This is a genomic window from Pseudomonas sp. GD03944 (assembly GCF_029839275.1).
Classification (GTDB): Bacteria; Pseudomonadota; Gammaproteobacteria; order Pseudomonadales; family Pseudomonadaceae; genus Aquipseudomonas.
This window is the reverse complement of record NZ_JAOCAH010000019.1, coordinates 16,305-32,751: the sequence shown is the minus strand read 5'-3', so window position 1 is coordinate 32,751 and position 16,447 is coordinate 16,305. Positions and strand designations below refer to the sequence as shown.

Here is a 16,447-nt window from a genome sequence, read left to right as displayed (position 1 = left end):
TTCCTGAAAAAAACTGATTCTTCCGCTTCGCTGGAAAGTTCGGAAGCGACATCCGTGTACCCTGCGCCACCCGCGCTGACTCACGCTTTCAAGGGTCAGCCATGAACCATAGAACGATGGGGTTCGAGTGTTGACGGAGACGACACATGAGTGCTGACGCCGCGTCGGTAATCTGTTTTGGTAACTGCGAACTCGCGCCAAGACAACGCCAGCTCAAGGTAAACGGTTCCCTGGTGGAACTGCGCGGCCGTGCATTCGATGTTCTGGTCGCACTGGTCGAAGCCAACGGCCAGGTGGTCAGCAAAGATGAATTGATGCGCAACGTCTGGGCGGGCCGGATCGTTGAAGAGAACACCCTGGAAGCGCAGATTTCCCTACTGCGCAAAGCCCTGGGCTCCGAGCGCCACCTGCTCAAGACCGTGTCCGGCCGTGGCTATCAGCTGGCCGGCCACCTGGTCGAAATCCCGGTGGTGGAACAACGCCTCAACCACGGCGGCCTGCCGTCGGGCATTTCCGCCCTGGTCGGGCGTGAGTCGGCCCTCGTCGAACTGCTCGCCCACCTGCGCGAGCACCGCCTGCTCACCCTGGTCGGGCCGGGCGGCATCGGCAAGACCCGCCTGGCCGTCGAGTGCGCCCGGGAACTCAGCTCGCATTTTCGCGACCAGGTGCATATTGCCGACCTGGCGCCACTGTTTACTGCCGAGTTCCTCCTGGCGACCATCGCCAAGGCGCTCGGCCTGGCGCCCGCCGGCAACGAGGCGACCCTGGAGCAGATCGCGGCCTATGTCGGCTCGCGCAAGATCCTGTTCATCCTCGACAACTGCGAGCACCTGATCGACGCCGTCGCCCAGGTCACCCAGAGCCTGCTGCACCGCTGCTCGGGCCTGCACGTATTGGCCACCAGCCAGGAGCCGCTGCGCATCGAAGACGAGTACGTCTACCGGGTCGCCCCGCTGGACGTGCCGCAGCCCGGTGACACCCCGGAAGCGATCCGCGCAGCGAGCGCCGTGCGGCTGCTGGAAGCACGCCTGGTGCACGGCTGGAGCGAAGTGCTGGAAGAGCCGCTGATGTCCGACCTCAAGGCACGCATCTGCCGCGAACTGGACGGCATCCCCCTGGCCATAGAGCTGGCTGCCGCCCGGGTCGCGACCCTGGGCCTGGCCGCCGTGGCGGCACGCCTGGATGACCGCATGGCGCTGCTCAAGGGTGGCAATCGCTCCGCCCTGCCCCGTCACCAGACCCTGCGCGCCACTCTGGACTGGAGCTTCGACCTGCTCAGCCCCACCGACAAGATCGTGTTCCGTCGCCTGGCGGTGTTCGCCGGGGCGTTCGACATGGAGGCCGCCCTGGCGGTGGTCGCGGGTGACGAATTCAGCCGCGACGAGGCCATCGACAGCATTTCCAGCCTGGTCACCAAGTCCCTTCTGTCGGTGGCCGCCAGCCGCCCGGAAGCGCGTTATCGCCTGCTGGAAACCACCCGGGCCTACGCCTGTGAGAAGCTCGAAGACAGCGGCGAACTGCCTGCCATGCGCCGTGCCCATGCGCAGTACCTGCTGGAAACCTTCGCCAGCGTCGCCCTGGTCTGGGAAGTCGAGGACTCCCCACGCTGCCAGCACTGCAACGAGCTGCTGGAAGATTTGCGCGAAGCCCTGCGCTGGTCGCTCTCCTCCCATGGCGACAACGCCCTGGGCATCGACCTGACCATCGCCGCCCTGCCGTTCTGGCTGCACCACTCGCTGGTGGTCGAATGCCTGGGCAACGCCACCCGCGCCCTGGCGAAGCTGGAAAACCCGGAGCAGTCCGAAGACAAGGTGATGAAGCTCGAAGCCGCCCGCGGCAAGGCGCTGCTCTACACCGGCGCCACCGTGGCGACCCGCCAGGCCTTCCACCATGCCTTCGAGATCGCCCGGCGCCTCGACGAGCCGGAGTACCAGGCTCTGGCCACCTGGGGCCTGTGGGCCCACGGTTACCTGAACGGCCCGTACCCGCAGAACCTGCAGATCGCCCAGGACTTCATGCAACTGGCGCAGCACAGCGCCGACGGCAAGGACGTTTACGTCGCCAAGCGCATGCTGGCGCTGTCGAGCCTGTGCCTCGGCGAGCTGGACGATGCCCACAGCATCCTGCTCGACCTGCTCAAGCAGTACCCGGATGAACTGCGCCGCCGGCACATCCTGCGCTACGCCTACGACCAGAAGGTCGCCGCGCTCTGCGCGCTGGCCTACACCCGCTGGCTGCAGGGCTACTCCGACCAGGCCGTGCGCATCATGCAGAACGCCGAGCAGCGCGCCGAAGCCATCGGCCACCTGGCCAGCCAGTGGCACGTACTGACCATGAGCACCTGCCCCATCGCCCTGCTGACCGGCGGCATTCCGGCGCTGGCGATTCCCAGCCAGCGCCTGCTCGATGCCCGCAACTGGCACCATCCCGGCGCCCACGCCATCGGTGCCGGGCAGTTCTGGGGCGGCGAGTTCTGGCGCGGTCTGTACCGCTTCTGGCAGGGCGAAAGCAGTGCCTACGAGTCGATCATCGTCCCGGCCCTGGAGCAGTTGGGCCAGGTGCGTTACGCCTCCTACCTGTCCCCCTACATGTCGGCCCTGAGCACCGAACTGGCGCGCCACGGCCGCCGGGAAGAAGCCCTGCGCCTGATCGACACCGCCATCACCCAGGCCACCGCCAACGACGACCGGGCGTCATTGCCCGAGCTGATGCGCTGCCAGGGCGACCTGCTGCTCGACGAGCCCGACGGCACTGGCCAGTACGTGGGCGAACAATGCCTGCACACCGCGCTGAACATGGCCCGCGAGCAAGGCATGAAAGCCTGGGAGCTGCGCATCACCACCAGCCTGGCACGGCTGTGGGTCCGCCAGGGCAAGCCCGAGCAGGCCCAACGCGAACTCACCGTGCTGATGGACACCTTCTCCGAAGGCTTCGGTTCCGTCGACTTCGAAGCCGCACGGCAACTGCTCAAGCCCCTCGCCTGACGGCGCCCCTTCCCCTTCATCCCACAACCGAACGTCGCCTGCACGGGCGCGCTCGGTCGTGGGCGCTCGCATCACGCCTGGCGATACTTGGTATCGAGTAAAAACCATATTGACAGCGCAGCGTATCGGAGTACGCTGCGCACAGTATCGAATCGATACCAACCAAACAGGAGATTCACCATGACTCAAGCACGCTTCTACCACGCCGGTTGCCCGGTCTGCATTTCCGCCGAACAGACCCTGCTGAACCTGCTCGACCCGAAGGTCCAGGTCGAAATCGTTCACCTCGGTGACCAATCCCAGCGCGTGAGCGAGGCCGAACAGGCCGGCGTCAAATCCGTCCCCGCCCTGGTGGTCGACGGCCAGGTCCTGCACCTGAACTTCGGCGCGTCCATCGACGACCTGAAATAAGCCCCGTTCCATGCGCCACCGCACGAACGGCCTGGGCCTCGGCCCAGGCCGTATTCATTGCTGACACCCTCGACCGCTGTTTCCGCCCTGCTCCGGCAGCCCGTTTCAGGAGGCCCCCATGCACACCTTCCGTCTGACCATTCACCGCCAGGACAAACTGCTCGGCCATTTCGAATCCGACGCGCCCTGGGCCGCCGACGCGGTTCGCGAGCTGGCCACGACCCTGACCGACGCCGGCTATGACCTGGCACTGCTGGTCGCCGACAGCGAACGGCAACTGCTGGAAAGCAGCCCGGAAGGCCTCCGGGTGCTGAGCCGCGAACCGATTTTCAAGGCCGTGCCCCTGGCCAGCCACCTGCCGGCCAAGGCCTGATCCGTTCGTTGAGGCGACACGGCGCGGATTGAACCGGGCGGCGGATCGCGTCAGGATTGGGCGGCCTTCGCGTCACCCGACAACGGACCCCTGATGAGCCACGACCAGCCGCCCGCGCCCCGGCGCCGCACCGCCACCCCGGACAAGCCCCCGACCCTGGTGGATGTCGCCCGGGTCGCCGGGGTATCGCCGATCACCGTATCGCGCACCCTCAACCAGCCGGAAATCGTGCGCCCGGCCCTGCGCGAGAAGGTGTTCCGCGCGGTGCGCAAGGTCGGCTACGTGCCCGCCATGATGACCGCCGGTATCCACGAGGAACGCAACCGGCTGGTGTCGATCCTCGTGCCCACGGTGGCCAACTCGATCTTTTCCGACACGGTGCAGGCGCTCATCGACACCCTGACCGAAGCCAACTACCAGGCGTTGATCGGCCTGACCAATTACTCCGCCGAACGCGAAGAACAGTTGCTCGATGCCATTCTGCGGCGCCGTCCCGACGGCATCGTGCTGACCGGCACCCTGCACACCGAGGCCAGCCGCGTGCGCCTGTCGCGCTCCGGCATTCCCATCGTGGAATGCTGGGACCTGGCGAAGAAGCCCCTCGACATGCTGGTGGGCTTCTCCCACGAGGCGGTGGGCCAGGCGGTGGCCGACTACCTGCTGGGCAAGGGCTACCGGCGCTTCGCCGCCGTGACCCTGGATGATCCCCGAGGCCATCGACGCTACGCCAGCCTCGCCGCCACCCTGCACAAGCACGGCATCGAAAACATCCCCACGGTGGTGCTGCCGCCACCGGCCACCGTGCAACTGGGGTGCGCCGGGCTTGGTCAGTTGCTCGACCGCGGCGAGCGTTTCGATGTGGTGGTGTGCAGCTCCGACACCCTGGCCCATGGCGTGATGGAAGAGGCTACCGAGCGCGGCCTCAGCGTGCCCGGCCACCTGGCGGTGATGGGTTTCGGCGACCTGAGCACCGCCGCGCACCTGCACCCGGCACTCTCCAGCGTCGCCATCAACGGCAGCGAGATTGGCACCCGCGCCGCCCAGGCGCTGTTGCAACGCCTGGAACGCCCCGATGAAGACAGCGCCCGGGTGCGGGTCGACACCGGCTTTCGCCTCATCGAACGGCAGAGCACCTGAGCCGCCGAAATCGCCCCGTTCCCGCCCTTGAATGATTGCGTAATCAGCTTAACGTCCGACTGAACACCGCTGTGCCGGCCCTGCTTCAACCGCAGGCGCCGGCCCTCGCCGAGGACGGACAACGACGATGCGCACCCCAGCCACTGCCCTGCTCTCCCTGCACTGCCCCTGCGCCGGCCGTGCGGCTCGTCGCGTCGCCTCGCCCGGTTTTTCCACCCGTCAGAGAGGTATCACCGCATGACCGAGTCCACTGCCTTCGCCGCCAGCGCCGACCACGACCAGATCGCCTGGGTCCGGGTCGCCTCCGTGTTCCTGCCGCTGGCCAACCCGATCAGCGACGCCAAGGTGCTCACCGGCCGCCAGAAACCCATGACCGAGATCGCCATGCTGTTCGTGGAGATCGAAAGCAAGGACGGTCATCGCGGCCTCGGCTTCAGCTACTCCAAACGGGCCGGCGGCCCCGGCCAGTTCGCCCACGCCCGGGAAATCGCCCCGGCGCTGATCGGCGAAAACCCCAGCGACATCCAGAAGCTCTGGACCAAGCTGTGCTGGGCCGGCGCCTCGGTGGGCCGCAGCGGCCTGTCGACCCAGGCCATCGGCGCCTTCGACGTGGCGCTGTGGGACCTCAAGGCCAAGCGCGCCAACCTGTCCCTGGCTCGCCTGCTCGGCGCCCAGCGTGATTCCGTGCGCTGCTACAACACCTCCGGCGGTTTCCTGCACACGCCGCTCGATCAACTGATGAAGAACACCGACCTGTCGCGGGAAAAAGGCATCGGCGGGATCAAGCTCAAGGTCGGCCAGCCGGACTGGGCCACCGACCTGAAGCGCGTCAGCACCGTGCGCCAGCACCTGGGCGACAGCTTCCCGCTGATGGTGGACGCCAATCAGCAATGGGACCGCCCCACCGCCCAGCGCATGTGCCGCAAGTTCGAAGACTTCAACCTGGTGTGGATCGAGGAACCATTGGACTGCTACGACGCCGAAGGCCACGCCGCCCTGGCCGCGGCGTTCGACACGCCGATCGCCACCGGTGAAATGCTCACCAGCGTCGCCGAACATGCCGAGTTCATCAAAGCCCGTGGTGCCGACTACCTGATGCCGGATGCGCCGCGGGTCGGCGGTATCACGCCCTACCTGAAGGTGGCGTCCATGGCCGAACAGGCCGGCCTGATGATCGCCCCGCACTTCGCCATGGAGTTGCACGTGCACCTGGCCGCCACCTACCCCACCGAACCCTGGGTCGAGCATTTCGAGTGGCTGGAACCGCTGTTCAACGAACGCCTGGAAACCCGCGACGGCCGCATGCTGGTGCCGACCCGCCCGGGCCTGGGGCTGTCGCTGAGCGAACGGGTAGCGGGCTGGACCGCCCAGGACGTAGAGATTGGCACCCGCGGCTGACGGGTGCCTAGGCGAGCGTCAGGCCAGACCGTGCCGGCGCCGCCATTCGCACACCACGTCGCCCATGGTCAGCGACGGGGTGCTGCGTATCCAGTGCATGAACTCGCGGTCGAAACGAAAGGCCGCGCCGCAGCGGTCGAGCATGAAGCGGCGGACGTTCTGCGTGTTGCGGTAACCCTCACCCACCGGGGTCGTCTCGGTGATCGGGTCACGGTGCCAGTCGAATGCCATGGTCGGTCCTTTTCTGGGGTAATCGAGCCGCCCGCCCACTAGGCGGGCGGCTGCCGTTCAACGGGCCCGTTGCCGCAGGTGCCCGACGCAGCAGAGGATCATCGCACCGAGCAGCGCCGATAGCACGGAGCCGGCCAGCACCCCGATCTTCACCTCGCTGATCAGCAACAGGTTGCCTGGAAACGCCAGGTTGCCGATGAACAGGCTCATGGTGAAACCGATACCGCACAGCACCGCCACGCCATACAGCTGCGGCCAGGTGGCGCCCTCGGGCATCCGCGCCAGCCCTGAGCGAATGGTCAGCGCAGCCAGGGTGAAGACCCCCAGCTGCTTGCCCAGCAGCAACCCCAGGGTGATGCCCAGGGGCACCGGGTCGAGCAGGTTGTCCAGGGTGATACCGGTCAGGGACACACCGGCGTTGGCAAAACCGAACACCGGCACCACGGCAAACGCCACCCACGGATACAGCATGCCCTCCAGGCGCAGCAGCGGCGAACGCTCGTGCGCCGTGGGATCGCCCAGGGGGATGCACAGCGCCAACACCACACCGGCCAGGGTCGCGTGGATACCCGAGTGCAGCATGCAGAACCACAGCACCGCGCCCACCACCAGGTACGGCGACAGGCGACGTACGCCCAGGCGGTTCATCGCCACCAGCACGGCGAGCGCCCCCAGGCTGGCCAGCAGCATCGGCATCGACAGGCCCCCGGCGTAGAACAGCGCGATGATCAGCACCGCGCCCAGGTCATCGAGGATGGCCAGGGCAGAGAGGAACACCTTCAGCGACACCGGCACGCGCTTGCCCAGCAGCGACAGCACGCCCAGGGCGAAGGCGATGTCGGTGGCCGCCGGAATGGCCCAGCCGCCGATGGTGTCGCCGTGTCCCCAGTTGAAGGCCACATAGACCAGCGCGGGCACCAGCATGCCGCCCAGCGCCGCGAACCCGGGCAGGGCTCGGGCGCCCCATGTGGCAAGCTGGCCGACCTGCATTTCACGCTTGATCTCGAGCCCGACCAGCAGAAAGAAGATGGCCATCAGGCCGTCATTGATCCAGTGCTCGATCGACAGCCCGAGGGCTTTCACGTGCAGGGTCGAGAAATACGTGCCGGCCACTGGCGAGTTGGCGACGATCAGGGCGCACAGGGCTGCCAGCATGAGCACGATGCCCCCGGAAGACTCTCCGGCGAACAGACGCTTGAGGAAGGTGGTATTGGGGGTGGCGGCAGCCGACGCTGGCCGGGGGGATTGGTCAGGGCTCACGAAAACGGTCACTCCGTGCAAGCGGCCCGACCTGCACTGAATTCAACCTGCCGTCCGCCCGATTGCGGAGACACCCAGCTCGGATAGTACACGCATCCTGGCCCTTTCGGACCAGGGCGTTCGTCGTCCGCCGGCGGCGGCTACACCACCGCCTCGGCCTGCGGTGACGGCGTGGGCAGCAGGTTCAGGGCACGCTGGAACAGGCCCTGCACCGCCACCTGATGGCTGACGCCGATCACCGTGCAGCGCGGCAGCTCGCGGCGCAACAGCCGCAGCAGCTCGCTCGCGGCCTGGTCGTCGAGCTGGTTGGTGGCTTCGTCCAGGTACAGCGTTTGCGGCCGATACAGCAGCGCCCGGGCCAGGCCGATGCGCTGTTGCTCGCCACCGGACAGCTCCCGGCTCCACTCCGCCTGGCGCCCCAACTGGTCGCGCAGACGACCAAGGCCGACCTGCTCGAGCACCGTCACCAAGCGTTCATCCGGCTCGGGCTGAGGCGCGGGATAGGCCAGTAGGTCACGAGGTCACGAGGTCACGAGGTCACGAGGTCACGCAGCGTCAGGGGCAACCGGGGGTGCCGATCACTGCCGGGAACATTTCCCGGGCTGCACTAGACTGCATGGCGGAGTCGCCCCCGGCTGCCGGCTCACCGGCATCTCGGGCCTGCCTGGCGCGACCCTCAGAACCTCCCCCCGACGCCCTTCCAGAGGATTGCCCGCATGTCGATTGAAACCATCGCTTACCGTGCCTATGCAGAAGCCACCGGCGGCCGTGACGGTCGTGCCATTTCCTCCGACGGGGTACTCGACGTGGCCCTGACCACGCCGAAGGAGCTCGGCGGCACCGGCGGTGAAGGCACCAACCCGGAGCAGCTGTTCGCTGCCGGCTACTCCGCGTGCTTCCTGGGCGCCATGAAATTCGTCGCCGCCCGCGACAAGCTGGCCATCGCCACCAACCCGTCGATCGAGGGCGTGGTGGGGATCGGCGCGGTGCCCACCGGTTTTGCCATCGAGGTCGAGTTGCGCATCAGCCTGCCGGGTCTCGATCGTGAGCGGGCGCAAATCCTGATCGACCGGGCGCACATCGTCTGCCCGTACTCCAACGCCACCCGCGGCAACATCGACGTCACCCTGACGCTGATCGACTGAGCCCGCCTGGCTGCGCTCCCGCCACGGGAGCGCAGCTTGGCCAGGGCAACGCCTCTACCCCGGCGTGACGCCGGCCCGCTCCTTGCGGTACTCATCCGGCGTCACGCCCATCAGCCGCCGGAACATGGCGATGAATGCCGACACCGAGCTGTAGCCGAGGTCGTGGGCGATGCTTTCCACCGACAGCCCGACCTCCAGCTGCTGCATAGCAGCGAGTACGCACAGGCGCTGCCGCCATTCACTGAGGGTCATGCCCAACTCGCGCTGGCTGCGGCGCATCAGGGTTCGCTCCGTGCTGTGCACCGCCCGGGCCAGCTCGGCGATGGTGCGGGTATCGCCGGGGTTGTCCTGCAGGGCCTGCAGCACCGGCTCCAGTACCGGATCGCGGCTCGCCGGCAGGTAACTGCCGGCGCACTCAGCGCTGCCGAGCTGATCCACCGCGACCTGCAGCAGGCGCTGGTGAGCATCATCGCCCGCTCCCCGATCCGGGTGCTGGCGCAGGTGATTGAGCACGGCACGCAACAGCGGCGTGACCGTCAGGGCGCAGGGGGTCGCCGGCAGCTTGCCGGTCAGCTCGGCGGACACGTACAACGAACAGTGACAGGCTTCGCCGCGGTTCATGCCCCGGTGCTCGACGCCGGGCGGCAACCACACACCGTAGTGCCGTGGCACCAGAAAGTGCTGGTGCTGCAGCGCCACTTCCATCACCCCGCTGAAGGCATAGACGAACTCGCCCCAGACATGCCGGTGCGTCGGGTAGGTGGCCTCGGCCGGCATGCGCGCCGTACGAAAATACAGCGGCGCCGGCAGGCTGTGGGTGAAGGGAGGCAAGTGCAGGTGCTGGACGCGCGCGCCGCTGGCCATGTTGTCGGTCTGCCGTGATGAGTTGTCGTATTTGCGTTATGTATCGCATCCCTGCCGGCCTGACAATGTGCCCTCGCCCCTTCCGGACCGTCGCCATGGACCCACGCAAACCGCTCGACAGCCTGGCCATCGGCGTGATGCTGGTGCTGTGCCTGATCTGGGGCCTGCAGCAGATCACCCTCAAGGCCACCGCCGTCGATTTTTCGCCGACGCTGCAACTGGCCTTGCGCTCCGGCATCGGGGCCGTGCTGGTGGGCCTGTTGATGGTGGCGCGCCGTGAGCGGATGAACCTGTCGTCGGGCGTCTGGCAGCCCGGGGTCCTGGCGGGCAGTTGCTTCGCTCTGGAGTTCCTGCTGGTCAGCGAGGCCCTGCACCACACCACGGCCGGGCATGTGGTGGTGTTTCTCTACACCGCCCCGGTGTTCGCCGCCCTGGGGCTGCACTGGAAACTGCCCAACGAGCGCCTGGCCCTGCTGCAATGGCTGGGCATCGCCCTGGCCCTGGGCGGCGTGGCGGTGGCCTTCCTGCAAGGCGCGCAGACCGGCGACAGCGACCTGCCGCGGATGCTCTGGGGCGACTTCCTGGCGCTGCTCGGCGGGATCGCCTGGGCCGCCACCACGGTCATCATCCGGGTCACGCCCCTGTCCAGCCTGCCGGCGACCCAAACCCTGCTCTACCAACTGGTGATGGGCTTCGTGCTGTTGCTGCCGATGGCCGTGCTGATCGGCCACACCACCTTCAACCCGACCCCGTTGGTCTGGGCCAGCCTGGCGTTCCAGGCGGTGATCGTGTCGTTCGCCAGCTTCCTGATCTGGTTCGCCCTGCTGCGCCGTTACCTGGCATCGCGCCTGGGCGTGCTGTCGTTCCTCACCCCGTTGTTCGGCGTCGTCCTCGGGGCCTGGCTGCTGGACGAACGCATCGAACCGGGCTTCGTGGTCGGTGCCGGCATGGCCCTGGTCGGTATCGTGCTGGTCAGCGGCCATGGCTGGATCCGCACGCTGCTGCGCCGCGCCTGACGTCAGCCGGCGGAGGTAAAGCGCCGCAACAGTTCTGTTTCCAGTTGGGGCGCCGGGTTCGTCATGATGACCTGGCCGGGCTTGCACGTTGAAGGTGCGCCCCTCACAGGAGATTTCGTCTTGCTTTCGTTCAGTGGCACCCATATCGAAACCCAGCGACTCATCCTGCGCCCCCTGGAAGCGGAGGACGCAACCGAACTGCTGGCCATCTTCTCCGACCCTGAGGTCATGAAGTACTGGAACACCCCGCCCTGGGCGTCCATCGACGATGCCCTCGACTTCGTCGCCGCCAACCGGGTCAGCATGCAGGAAGGCGAAGGCCTGACGCTCGGCATCTTTACCCAGGCCCCTTACCAGTTGATCGGCAAGTGCATGCTGTTCAGCTATTCGAAGAGCTCGCGCCGGGCCGAACTCGGTTTCGGCATCGGCGCGCCGTTCTGGGGCAAGGGCTACATCCAGGAAGCCGGCCAGGCGCTGATCGAACACGCGTTCACGCGGATCGGACTGCGGCGCCTGGAGGCGGAAATCGACCCCGGCAACATCGCCTCGGCCAAGGCCCTGGAGCGCCTGGGTTTTATCGAAGAGGGTTTCCTGCGGGCACGCTGGGAAATCGACGGCGTGGTGTCCGATTCAGCCCTCTACGGGCTGCTGCTCGATGACTGGCAGGCGCAGCGCCTGTAACCAGGAAGGAACGGACCATGACGAGCCAATACGAAGGCGGCTGCCTGTGCGGACACATCCGCTTCCGCGCCAGCGGCCCGGCGCGCGCACCCCACACCTGTTCGTGCCGCCAGTGCCAGCGCCACTCCGGCGCACTGACCCAGAGCTGGGTCGAATTCGACCGAGACCAGGTGACCTGGACCGGCCCCGGCGGCCACCCCGCCACTTGGCGCTCGTCGGCGGCGACGAGCCGGGCGTTCTGCCCCGTGTGCGGCAGCACCCTGGGCGCCATCGACGATGCACCGACCCTGGCTCTCGCCGTCGGGGTCTTCGACGACCCGGACCAGCCGGAACTGGCGCCGCGTGACCATTCCTACCGCGATGGCCAACCCGGCTGGTGGCCCGCCTGCCTGCTGCAGCCAGACGATTGAAGGCCCGTGCCACGAGCCTTGCAGGTGCGCCTGACTTTTCTGCAGGCAACAAAAAACCCGCCTAAGCGGGTTTTTTCCTGACCATTCCGACATCCTGTCAGTAGCCGTCCTGGCAATGGCCGTTCATCCATGATCCTGAACGCTTCCTGCTGCTCAGTGGATGGGTACAGATTAGGGATTTGGATCGAGGGGGAATAGCGCTTAATGCCGCTAGAGCGTGTAAGACATTCGCTATACCGTGATGGCTAAGTGCCTTGCGTCACAACTTGCACGCGCTTGCGCTTTTCTTCTCGAAGGGCTGGCGCTTCCTGCCGGGCGGCGTAGCATGGCGAGGCCGGAGGTGCGTCATGTCGCAATTGCAGCAAAGCCAGGTTTTCCAAGCCATGGGCCAATCCCCCAATGCCATGCTGGTCCACAGCGCCGAACTCGGCGACGGACTGGCGGCCGCGCTGTGGAGCAACCGCCACGACACCCGCGATTACGAAGCGCCCACCCACCATACGCTGTCCTGCTACCTGGCGGGCGGCACCGGCACCTTCCGCCGCGAACGCCCGGACAACCGGGGCGCGCCCGACAAACTGTGCATCCTGCCCGCCGGGCACCGCTCCGCCTGGGTGATCAATGGCGAGATCCACCTGGCCCACCTCTACGTCAACCAGAGCCAGTTCGCCCTGGGCGCCGTGCGCCTGCTCGACCGTGAGCCGCGCGAGCTGCAGTTGCACGAAGGCACCTTTCTCGACGATCCCCAGCAGGCCCAGCGCTTTCGCCAGTTGAGCCAGCTCGATTGGCAGGAACCCGGCGAGCGGTTGCTGACCAGCAGCCTGGCCCGCTCCATTCTCGATCACGCCCTGCTCTCCCAGGTCGGCAAGCGTGACGGCCTGCGCCTCAAGGGCGGCCTGGCCCCGGCGCAGCGGCGCCTGGTACGCGATTTCATCGACGATCACCTGGCCGAGCCGCTGAGCCTGGGCCAACTGGCAGACCTCTGCAACCTCTCCGAGTACCACTTCGCGCGCATGTTCAGCCTGAGCTTCGGCGTGCCGCCGCACCGCTACCTGCTCAGCCGTCGCCTGCGCCCAGCACCTGCTGCGCCAGGGCACGCTGCCGCTCGGTGACATCGCCCTGGCCTGCGGTTTCGCCAGCGCCAGCCATTTCAGCAACCGCTTCCGCCAGGCCTTCGGCACCACGCCGGGGCACTACCGACAAAGCGTCGTCGACTGACTGCCGCAACCACCCCCAGCTGTGCCAGAATCGACTGCTTTACCCACGCTCAGGCCGGGTAAATCACCCGATGAACGTTCAGCCAGGTTGTCGCCCCGATGTCCCAGGATGCGTCGCCCACTTTTTCCGCCGAACTGCCCGAACAGGTGCTCAGCGGCATAGCCCCGTCAGCGGTGCTGACCCTGGGCAGCCACGTGCGCGTGCATTTCGATGCGCGCAAGGGGCGCATGCACGAACAGACCCAGCACCGCGCGGCGCTGGCGTTCGATTACCAGGGCCACATCGCCTATGGCAAAGCCGCCCGCGACCTGATCATTCGCCAACCTGACGCCGCACCGCTGCGGGTCGTGCGTGACGCCGCCGGCGAGGCACGCCTGCGCCAGCAACTGGAAGATGCCGGCATGCGTGTGGCGCTGCGCCAGAGCGAAGCCCTGGCCCAGCATCCCGGTGAGCATTTCGAGCTGGCCAACGAAAGCGCCTGGCTGGCCTTCATCCAGCAGGCCCTGCCGCGCCTGCGCGAGGACGGCTGGGACGTGCTGATCCAGCCGGACTTCCAGTACAACCTGGCCCAGGTGGACGAGTGGTACGCCGAGGTCGAGGAGGCCCCGGAGCGCGACTGGTTCGATCTGGAAATCGGCATCGAGGTCGAAGGCCAGCGCATCAGCCTGTTGCCGATCCTGCTGCAGGCGATCCGTCGCACGCCCTGGCTGCTCACCGGCGACGCCCTGGCCCAGCGCCAGGACGAAGAGGTGCTGCTGGTCAGTCTGCCCCAGGGCAACCGCCGCATCGCCCTGCCCTTCGCCCGCCTGCGGCCGCTGCTGGTGACCCTTGGCGAGCTGTTCTTCCGCGAACCGGGCGACACCCCGCACCGCTTGCGCCTGCCCCGTGCCGACGCCGCGCGCCTGGGCAACCTGGAACAGGGGCCGGCCCTGGCCTGGCAGGGCGGCGAACGCCTGCGCGGGTTCGCCCAGCGCCTGCAGGCCCAGGATGTCAGCACGATCAAGGCGCCCAAGGGCCTGCGCGCCAAGCTGCGGCCCTATCAGGTGCAAGGGCTGGCCTGGATGCAGGCCCTGGCGGAACTGGAAGTCGGCGGCCTGCTGGCCGATGACATGGGCCTGGGCAAGACCCTGCAGACCCTGGCGCACATCCTCACGGAAAAGCTCGCCGGGCGCCTGCAACATCCGGCGCTGATCATCATGCCCACCAGCCTGATCCCCAACTGGCAGGACGAGGCGGCGCGCTTCACACCGCAACTCAAGGTCCTGGCCCTGCACGGGATAAAGCGCCGCGGCCAGTTCAAGCACATCGCCGAGCACGACATCGTGCTCAGCACCTACGCCCTGCTGCCGCGCGACCTCAAGGTGCTGGGCGCCCAGCCTTATCACCTGCTGATTCTCGACGAAGCGCAGAACATCAAGAACCCGCGCAGCAAGGCCGCCCTGGCAGCGTCCCAGATCAACGCGCGCCATCGCCTGTGCCTGACCGGTACGCCCCTTGAAAATCACCTGGGCGAACTCTGGTCGCTGTTCAACTTCCTGATGCCCGGCTGGCTCGGCGACAGCAAAAGCTTCACCCAGGATTACCGCACCCCGATCGAGAAACAGGGCAACGAGCAGCGCCTGGCGCACCTCAACGGCCGCATCAAGCCCTTCGTGCTGCGCCGCAACAAGGAGCAGGTGGCCCGCGAGCTGCCACCCAAGACCGAGATCACCCACTGGGTCGAACTCAGCGCGTTGCAGCGCGACCGCTACGAAACCCTGCGCCTGGCCATGGACAAGAAAGTGCGCGACGAGATCGCCCGCCAGGGCCTGGCCCGCAGCCAGATCGTCATCCTCGAAGCCCTGCTGCGCCTGCGCCAGGCCTGCTGCGACCTGCGCCTGCTGGACGGCGACGACAGCCCGTTGCGCAGCCAGGATTCGGGCAAGCTCAGCGCCCTGCTGGACATGCTCGAGGAGCTGTTCGCCGAAGGCCGCCGGGTCCTGCTGTTTTCCCAATTCACCTCGATGCTCGGCCTGATCGAGGACGAGCTGAAGGCACGCAACATCCGCTACGCCAAGCTCACCGGCAGCACCCAGGACCGCCGCACGCCGGTGCAGCAGTTCCAGGCCGGCGACCTGCCGATCTTCCTGATCAGCCTCAAGGCGGGGGGCGCAGGCCTCAACCTGACCGCCGCCGACACGGTGATTCACTTCGACCCCTGGTGGAACCCGGCCAGCGAAGCCCAGGCCAGCGACCGCGCCTACCGCATCGGCCAGGACAAGCCAGTGTTCGTCTACAAGCTGATCACCCGCGGCAGCGTGGAAGAGAAGATCCAGCACCTGCAGCAGGCCAAGGCCAACCTGGCCAAAGGCGTGCTGGAGGGCGGCAGCCAGGCCCAGTGGCAACTGACCGAAGACGACCTGGCGGCGCTGTTCGCGCCACTCAGTGACTGACGCACGAACGTCGACAGGGAACCTGAATGGTGGATGTAAAAAGCGACATCCACCCTACGAAAGGCATGCTCCGATACCAGGCCCACGTAGGGTGGAAATCGCTCTTTATTTCCACCACTTGGTACAAACTGACGCCCCGCGGTCGGCCGCTGTTCGCACCACTCAGTGACTGACGCACGTACATCGGCAGGGAACCTGCACGGTGGATGTAAAAAGCGACATCCACCCTACGAACGGCATGCCCCGATGCACACCCTCGTAGGGTGGAAATCGCTCTTCATTTCCACCCCCCCGCAGCGCGCGTTCACTTCTCGTTGTAGGTATCCCCGATCACTTCGCCCGTCGAGTCGATCGCCTTGCTCGACGGGAAGCGGTACGAGGCGAAGCGCACCGCCAGCACCGACAGCGCCAGGAAGAAGATGCCGCCGCACAGGTACAGCAACCCGATATCGGGTGCCTTGTGGTGCGAGACATCGCCGATCAGGTAGCGCGTCAACGCGGTGATGGCGATGTAGAGCAGGAAGCGGATCGGCAGGTGGTTGGTCTTGAAGTAGATGCCGACCATCGCCCCCAATTCCAGGTAGATGAACAGCAGCAGAATGTCATCCACGCTGGCGTGGCGGGCCTGCACCATTTCCCAGAACGCCATGACAGACGCCCACGCCGTGGCGGCGCCAATGGCGAACAGCCCCAGGTAATGAAAGCCCTCGACGAAGAGGTTGCCCACCGTATTAGCCTGCTTGTGCATCCGCTCGCGGCTGCGTTCAGCCCAGTTACGACTCACCATCGGTACTCCTCGAAAAAGACAGGGCGATGCTCCACCCGCACAGTGACAATTTCACTATGCAGAAACGGGACCAGCCTCAAGGAGAGGGTATTGCGCGGGG

General features: G+C 66.8%; 15 protein-coding genes and 1 pseudogene. 11 read left to right on the top strand and 5 right to left on the bottom strand.

Features of this window, described 5'->3' with window-relative positions:
• The first annotated feature begins 146 nt into the window (after positions 1-146).
• The 5 genes from N5C28_RS22085 to N5C28_RS22065 all read left to right on the top strand — a co-directional run bounded on the left by N5C28_RS22085 (position 147) and on the right by N5C28_RS22065 (position 6,303).
• Positions 147-2,984 carry a winged helix-turn-helix domain-containing protein gene (locus tag N5C28_RS22085; protein WP_279825506.1) on the top strand — a complete coding sequence of 946 codons (2,838 nt, stop codon included), beginning with the start codon at positions 147-149 and terminating at the stop codon, positions 2,982-2,984.
• A gap of 180 nt (positions 2,985-3,164) precedes the next feature.
• On the top strand, positions 3,165-3,395 hold the full coding sequence (locus N5C28_RS22080; RefSeq protein WP_279825505.1) for a glutaredoxin domain-containing protein: 231 nt from the start codon (positions 3,165-3,167) through the stop codon (positions 3,393-3,395).
• A gap of 118 nt (positions 3,396-3,513) precedes the next feature.
• Positions 3,514-3,768 (top strand): cytoplasmic protein, encoded by a 255-nt coding sequence (locus tag N5C28_RS22075; RefSeq protein ID WP_279825504.1) that lies wholly within the window; start codon positions 3,514-3,516, stop codon positions 3,766-3,768.
• Between the two features lie 93 nt (positions 3,769-3,861).
• A complete protein-coding gene (locus N5C28_RS22070) occupies positions 3,862-4,905 on the top strand; it encodes a LacI family DNA-binding transcriptional regulator (RefSeq protein ID WP_279825503.1) in 1,044 nt (347 codons plus the stop codon).
• A 237-nt stretch (positions 4,906-5,142) separates the two neighbouring features.
• Positions 5,143-6,303, top strand: coding sequence for a mandelate racemase/muconate lactonizing enzyme family protein (locus N5C28_RS22065; RefSeq protein ID WP_279825502.1), 1,161 nt, complete (start codon positions 5,143-5,145; stop codon positions 6,301-6,303).
• Positions 6,304-6,321: 18 nt separating this feature from the next.
• On the opposite strand, the gene N5C28_RS22060 is transcribed toward N5C28_RS22065, so the two are convergent.
• The 3 genes from N5C28_RS22060 to N5C28_RS22050 all read right to left on the bottom strand — a co-directional run bounded on the left by N5C28_RS22060 (position 6,322) and on the right by N5C28_RS22050 (position 8,264).
• Positions 6,322-6,534 carry a DUF6434 domain-containing protein gene (locus tag N5C28_RS22060; protein ID WP_279825501.1) on the bottom strand — a complete coding sequence of 71 codons (213 nt, stop codon included), beginning with the start codon at positions 6,532-6,534 and terminating at the stop codon, positions 6,322-6,324.
• 57 nt (positions 6,535-6,591) lie between these two features.
• Positions 6,592-7,794: a Na+/H+ antiporter NhaA gene (gene nhaA / locus N5C28_RS22055; protein WP_279825500.1), complete on the bottom strand. Its 1,203-nt coding sequence runs from the start codon at positions 7,792-7,794 to the stop codon at positions 6,592-6,594.
• Positions 7,795-7,934: 140 nt separating this feature from the next.
• Positions 7,935-8,264 (bottom strand): ATP-binding cassette domain-containing protein, encoded by a 330-nt coding sequence (locus N5C28_RS22050; protein ID WP_347881276.1) that lies wholly within the window; start codon positions 8,262-8,264, stop codon positions 7,935-7,937.
• Positions 8,265-8,510: 246 nt separating this feature from the next.
• Here N5C28_RS22050 and N5C28_RS22045 point away from each other — a divergent pair, with 246 nt between their 5' ends.
• The gene (locus tag N5C28_RS22045; protein ID WP_279825498.1) at positions 8,511-8,939 is read left to right on the top strand and encodes an organic hydroperoxide resistance protein; all 429 of its coding nucleotides are present in this window, start codon (positions 8,511-8,513) and stop codon (positions 8,937-8,939) included.
• Positions 8,940-8,993: 54 nt separating this feature from the next.
• Here N5C28_RS22045 and N5C28_RS22040 read toward each other — a convergent pair whose 3' ends face one another.
• The gene (locus N5C28_RS22040; RefSeq protein WP_279825497.1) at positions 8,994-9,803 is read right to left on the bottom strand and encodes a helix-turn-helix transcriptional regulator; all 810 of its coding nucleotides are present in this window, start codon (positions 9,801-9,803) and stop codon (positions 8,994-8,996) included.
• Positions 9,804-9,898: 95 nt separating this feature from the next.
• Here N5C28_RS22040 and N5C28_RS22035 point away from each other — a divergent pair, with 95 nt between their 5' ends.
• From N5C28_RS22035 to N5C28_RS22015, 5 genes and pseudogenes are all read left to right on the top strand, one after another.
• Positions 9,899-10,819: a DMT family transporter gene (locus N5C28_RS22035; protein ID WP_279825496.1), complete on the top strand. Its 921-nt coding sequence runs from the start codon at positions 9,899-9,901 to the stop codon at positions 10,817-10,819.
• A gap of 120 nt (positions 10,820-10,939) precedes the next feature.
• Positions 10,940-11,500 carry a GNAT family N-acetyltransferase gene (locus tag N5C28_RS22030; RefSeq protein ID WP_279825495.1) on the top strand — a complete coding sequence of 187 codons (561 nt, stop codon included), beginning with the start codon at positions 10,940-10,942 and terminating at the stop codon, positions 11,498-11,500.
• A gap of 17 nt (positions 11,501-11,517) precedes the next feature.
• Entirely contained in the window at positions 11,518-11,910 is a 393-nt protein-coding gene (locus N5C28_RS22025; RefSeq protein ID WP_279825494.1) for a GFA family protein, read from the top strand.
• A gap of 347 nt (positions 11,911-12,257) precedes the next feature.
• Positions 12,258-13,128 (top strand): annotated as a pseudogene (locus N5C28_RS22020) (AraC family transcriptional regulator).
• A 98-nt stretch (positions 13,129-13,226) separates the two neighbouring features.
• Positions 13,227-15,560, top strand: coding sequence for a DEAD/DEAH box helicase (locus N5C28_RS22015; RefSeq protein ID WP_279825493.1), 2,334 nt, complete (start codon positions 13,227-13,229; stop codon positions 15,558-15,560).
• Between the two features lie 304 nt (positions 15,561-15,864).
• On the opposite strand, the gene N5C28_RS22010 is transcribed toward N5C28_RS22015, so the two are convergent.
• A complete protein-coding gene (locus N5C28_RS22010; RefSeq protein WP_279825492.1) occupies positions 15,865-16,347 on the bottom strand; it encodes a phosphate-starvation-inducible PsiE family protein in 483 nt (160 codons plus the stop codon).
• Positions 16,348-16,447 lie beyond the last annotated feature (100 nt).